The sequence below is a fragment of the Caballeronia novacaledonica genome (assembly GCF_900258035.1).
GTDB classification, from domain to species: domain Bacteria; phylum Pseudomonadota; class Gammaproteobacteria; order Burkholderiales; family Burkholderiaceae; genus Caballeronia; species Caballeronia novacaledonica.
The window spans coordinates 1-5346 of the sequence record NZ_OGTP01000052.1; the positions used below are offsets into that span (position 1 = coordinate 1).

A 5346-nucleotide genomic window follows, 5' to 3' on the forward strand; every position below is an offset into this window, starting at 1 on the left:
AGGAGCCTGACGATTACCTACTTTCACACGGGAATCCGCACTATCATCGGCGTGGAGTCGTTTCACGGTCCTGTTCGGGATGGGAAGGGGTGGGACCGACTCGCTATGGTCATCAGGCATGACTTGTTGTTGTCTCGCGTTTGGCGCGACAACCAATCTTAGAAGAAGCAGTATTGAATTAGGTGGTGATCGTCGCACAACGACTCACTCGCCAGTGGCACAAACACACTGGTTATAGGATCAAGCCTTACGGGCAATTAGTATCAGTTAGCTCAATGCATTACTGCACTTACACACCTGACCTATCAACGTCCTGGTCTGGAACGACCCTTCAAGGGGCTCGAAGCCCCGGGGATATCTCATCTTAAGGCGAGTTTCCCGCTTAGATGCTTTCAGCGGTTATCTCTTCCGAACATAGCTACCCGGCGATGCGACTGGCGTCACAACCGGTACACCAGAGGTTCGTCCACTCCGGTCCTCTCGTACTAGGAGCAGCCCCCTTCAAATATCCAACGCCCACGGCAGATAGGGACCAAACTGTCTCACGACGTTTTAAACCCAGCTCACGTACCTCTTTAAATGGCGAACAGCCATACCCTTGGGACCGGCTACAGCCCCAGGATGAGATGAGCCGACATCGAGGTGCCAAACACCGCCGTCGATATGAACTCTTGGGCGGTATCAGCCTGTTATCCCCAGAGTACCTTTTATCCGTTGAGCGATGGCCCTTCCATACAGAACCACCGGATCACTATGACCTGCTTTCGCACCTGCTCGACTTGTCGGTCTCGCAGTTAAGCACGCTTATGCCATTGCACTATCAGCACGATTTCCGACCGTACCTAGCGTACCTTCGTACTCCTCCGTTACACTTTGGGAGGAGACCGCCCCAGTCAAACTGCCTACCATGCACTGTCCCCGATCCGGATCACGGACCAAGGTTAGAACCTCAAACAAACCAGGGTGGTATTTCAAGGACGGCTCCACCGAAACTAGCGTTCCGGTTTCATAGCCTCCCACCTATCCTACACAGATCGGTTCAAAGTCCAATGCAAAGCTACAGTAAAGGTTCATGGGGTCTTTCCGTCTAGCCGCGGGGAGATTGCATCATCACAAACACTTCAACTTCGCTGAGTCTCGGGAGGAGACAGTGTGGCCATCGTTACGCCATTCGTGCAGGTCGGAACTTACCCGACAAGGAATTTCGCTACCTTAGGACCGTTATAGTTACGGCCGCCGTTTACCGGGACTTCAATCAAGAGCTTGCACCCCATCATTTAATCTTCCGGCACCGGGCAGGCGTCACACCCTATACGTCCACTTTCGTGTTTGCAGAGTGCTGTGTTTTTATTAAACAGTCGCAGCCACCAGTTTATTGCAACCTCTTCACCCTCCTGGCGCAGGCCAGTCAAGCTACAGAGGCGTACCTTATCCCGAAGTTACGGTACCAATTTGCCGAGTTCCTTCTCCCGAGTTCTCTCAAGCGCCTTAGAATACTCATCTCGCCCACCTGTGTCGGTTTGCGGTACGGTCACTATTAGACTGAAGCTTAGAGGCTTTTCTTGGAACCACTTCCAATTGCTTCGCTTCCGAAGAAGCTCGCGCCACACCCTTGAATTACGTGCCCGGATTTGCCTAAGCACCTTCTCCAATGCAGCGACCGGGACTTCCAACACCCGGACAACCTTCCGCGATCCGTCCCCCCATCGCATCTAACAATGGTGCAGGAATATTGACCTGCTTCCCATCAGCTACGCATTTCTGCCTCGCCTTAGGGGCCGACTCACCCTACGCCGATGAACGTTGCGTAGGAAACCTTGGGCTTACGGCGAGGGGGCTTTTCACCCCCTTTATCGCTACTCATGTCAGCATTCGCACTTCCGATACCTCCAGCACGCTTTTCAACGCACCTTCGCAGGCTTACGGAACGCTCTCCTACCACACACGTGTCTTTCAACGTGTATCCGCAGCTTCGGTGACTGGCTTGAGCCCCGTTACATCTTCCGCGCAGGACGACTCGATCAGTGAGCTATTACGCTTTCTTTAAAGGGTGGCTGCTTCTAAGCCAACCTCCTGACTGTTTTAGCCTTCCCACTTCGTTTCCCACTTAGCCAATCTTTGGGACCTTAGCTGGCGGTCTGGGTTGTTTCCCTCTTGACACCGGACGTTAGCACCCGATGTCTGTCTCCCGTGATTGCACTCTTCGGTATTCGGAGTTTGCTATGGCGTAGTAATCCGCAATGGACCCCACAACCATGACAGTGCTCTACCCCCGAAGGTGATACACGAGGCACTACCTAAATAGTTTTCGGAGAGAACCAGCTATTTCCAAGTTTGTTTAGCCTTTCACCCCTATCCACAGCTCATCCCCTAACTTTTCAACGTTAGTGGGTTCGGTCCTCCAGTACGTGTTACCGCACCTTCAACCTGGCCATGGATAGATCACTTGGTTTCGGGTCTACGCCCAGCAACTGATCGCCCTATTCGGACTCGCTTTCGCTACGCCTGCCTTAATCAGTTAAGCTCGCTACTGAACGTAAGTCGCTGACCCATTATACAAAAGGTACGCCGTCACCCGTTTCCAGGCTCCGACTGTTTGTATGCATGCGGTTTCAGGATCTATTTCACTCCCCTCCCGGGGTTCTTTTCGCCTTTCCCTCACGGTACTGGTTCACTATCGGTCGATCACGAGTATTTAGCCTTGGAGGATGGTCCCCCCATCTTCAGACAGGATTTCACGTGTCCCGCCCTACTTGTCGTACGCCTAGTCCTTTCATACTGTTTTCGTCTACAGGGCTATCACCTGCTATGGCCGCACTTTCCAGAGCGTTCGACTAACAATACAAATAACACGTACAGGCTGATCCCATTTCGCTCGCCACTACTTTGGGAATCTCGGTTGATTTCTGTTCCTGCGGTTACTTAGATGTTTCAGTTCACCGCGTTCGCTTCTCATAGCCTATGTATTCAGCTATGGATACTCCATTAGGAGTGGGTTTCCCCATTCGGACATCTCCGGATCAAAGCTTGTTTGCCAGCTCCCCGGAGCTTTTCGCAGGCTACCGCGTCCTTCATCGCCTGTGATCGCCAAGGCATCCACCACATGCACTTGTTCGCTTGACCCTATAACGAGTGTGTCTGTCGACACCTCCGTCATAGGCTGAGTATTCGCGTTGTGCCGTATTCCAAGTCATCATTAAGATCACTTTTCATACTTGATACAATCACTACCCTGAATCGCTACTCACGCCCATCTCTAAGCGCTTTTGCGATTCTCTTTACTACTTCTTCCAGATTGTTAAAGAACGTTTAGCCGACAAGCGTGTTTCCGTACTTGCGACATCAACTGGCTACAGTCGCCAATGCACAGGGCTTCACGCGAAACCCTGTGCATTGAGGACTTGGTGGAGGATGACGGGATCGAACCGACGACCCCCTGCTTGCAAAGCAGGTGCTCTCCCAGCTGAGCTAATCCCCCGTATGCCTGACTTCGAGTCTCTCGCTCAGTCAGCGCTTGTTAGGGTGGTGGGTCTGGTTGGATTCGAACCAACGACCCCCGCCTTATCAAGACGGTGCTCTAACCGACTGAGCTACAGACCCTTAGCCTGTCTTGAACCACAGCCGATAAGCGTGAGCGCTTAATGTTGTGTGCGAAGCTCGAGAAAGGAGGTGATCCAGCCGCACCTTCCGATACGGCTACCTTGTTACGACTTCACCCCAGTCATGAATCCTACCGTGGTGACCGTCCTCCTTGCGGTTAGACTAGCCACTTCTGGTAAAACCCACTCCCATGGTGTGACGGGCGGTGTGTACAAGACCCGGGAACGTATTCACCGCGGCATGCTGATCCGCGATTACTAGCGATTCCAGCTTCACGCAGTCGAGTTGCAGACTGCGATCCGGACTACGATCGGTTTTCTGGGATTGGCTCCGCCTCGCGGCTTGGCAACCCTCTGTTCCGACCATTGTATGACGTGTGAAGCCCTACCCATAAGGGCCATGAGGACTTGACGTCATCCCCACCTTCCTCCGGTTTGTCACCGGCAGTCTCCTTAGAGTGCTCTTGCGTAGCAACTAAGGACAAGGGTTGCGCTCGTTGCGGGACTTAACCCAACATCTCACGACACGAGCTGACGACAGCCATGCAGCACCTGTGCGCCGGTTCTCTTTCGAGCACTCCCACCTCTCAGCGGGATTCCGACCATGTCAAGGGTAGGTAAGGTTTTTCGCGTTGCATCGAATTAATCCACATCATCCACCGCTTGTGCGGGTCCCCGTCAATTCCTTTGAGTTTTAATCTTGCGACCGTACTCCCCAGGCGGTCAACTTCACGCGTTAGCTACGTTACTAAGGAAATGAATCCCCAACAACTAGTTGACATCGTTTAGGGCGTGGACTACCAGGGTATCTAATCCTGTTTGCTCCCCACGCTTTCGTGCATGAGCGTCAGTGTTGGCCCAGGGGGCTGCCTTCGCCATCGGTATTCCTCCACATCTCTACGCATTTCACTGCTACACGTGGAATTCTACCCCCCTCTGCCACACTCCAAGCCTGCCAGTCACCAATGCAGTTCCCAGGTTAAGCCCGGGGATTTCACATCGGTCTTAACAGACCGCCTGCGCACGCTTTACGCCCAGTAATTCCGATTAACGCTCGCACCCTACGTATTACCGCGGCTGCTGGCACGTAGTTAGCCGGTGCTTATTCTTCCGGTACCGTCATCCCACCACCATATTAGGGCGTTGGTTTTCTTTCCGGACAAAAGTGCTTTACAACCCGAAGGCCTTCTTCACACACGCGGCATTGCTGGATCAGGGTTGCCCCCATTGTCCAAAATTCCCCACTGCTGCCTCCCGTAGGAGTCTGGGCCGTGTCTCAGTCCCAGTGTGGCTGGTCGTCCTCTCAGACCAGCTACAGATCGTCGCCTTGGTAGGCCTTTACCCCACCAACTAGCTAATCTGCCATCGGCCGCCCCTGCAGCGCGAGGTCCGAAGATCCCCCGCTTTCTTCCGTAGATCGTATGCGGTATTAATCCGGCTTTCGCCGGGCTATCCCCCACTACAGGACACGTTCCGATGTATTACTCACCCGTTCGCCACTCGCCACCAGGGTTGCCCCCGTGCTGCCGTTCGACTTGCATGTGTAAGGCATGCCGCCAGCGTTCAATCTGAGCCAGGATCAAACTCTTCAGTTCAATACCTGTTACTGTTTTTCGGTTCATCTAAGAACCGGTCGCTCACTCAACGTACTGACGATGATTAATCCGTCCTAAGACAGACAAACCTTCCTCTGATACTTCGTGTGAGACTCTTGATACTTTTGCTATTGCTGCAGCGCCTAAGCACC

2 tRNA genes and 3 rRNA genes are annotated in these 5346 nt (G+C 53.2%); all 5 read right to left on the bottom strand.

Annotated features, from left to right (window positions below):
* Window positions 1–4 precede the first annotated feature (4 nt).
* The 5 genes from rrf to NOV72_RS31605 all read right to left on the bottom strand — a co-directional run bounded on the left by rrf (window position 5) and on the right by NOV72_RS31605 (window position 5194).
* Window positions 5–117 (bottom strand): 5S ribosomal RNA (gene rrf / locus NOV72_RS31585).
* Window positions 118–236: 119 nt separating this feature from the next.
* Window positions 237–3123 (bottom strand): 23S ribosomal RNA (locus NOV72_RS31590).
* 279 nt (window positions 3124–3402) lie between these two features.
* A tRNA-Ala gene (locus tag NOV72_RS31595) sits at window positions 3403–3478 on the bottom strand.
* Window positions 3479–3523: 45 nt separating this feature from the next.
* A tRNA-Ile gene (locus NOV72_RS31600) sits at window positions 3524–3600 on the bottom strand.
* A gap of 62 nt (window positions 3601–3662) precedes the next feature.
* Window positions 3663–5194: ribosomal RNA gene (locus NOV72_RS31605) — 16S ribosomal RNA — on the bottom strand.
* The 16S, 23S and 5S rRNA genes sit together here with 2 tRNA genes alongside, the layout of an rRNA operon.
* Window positions 5195–5346 lie beyond the last annotated feature (152 nt).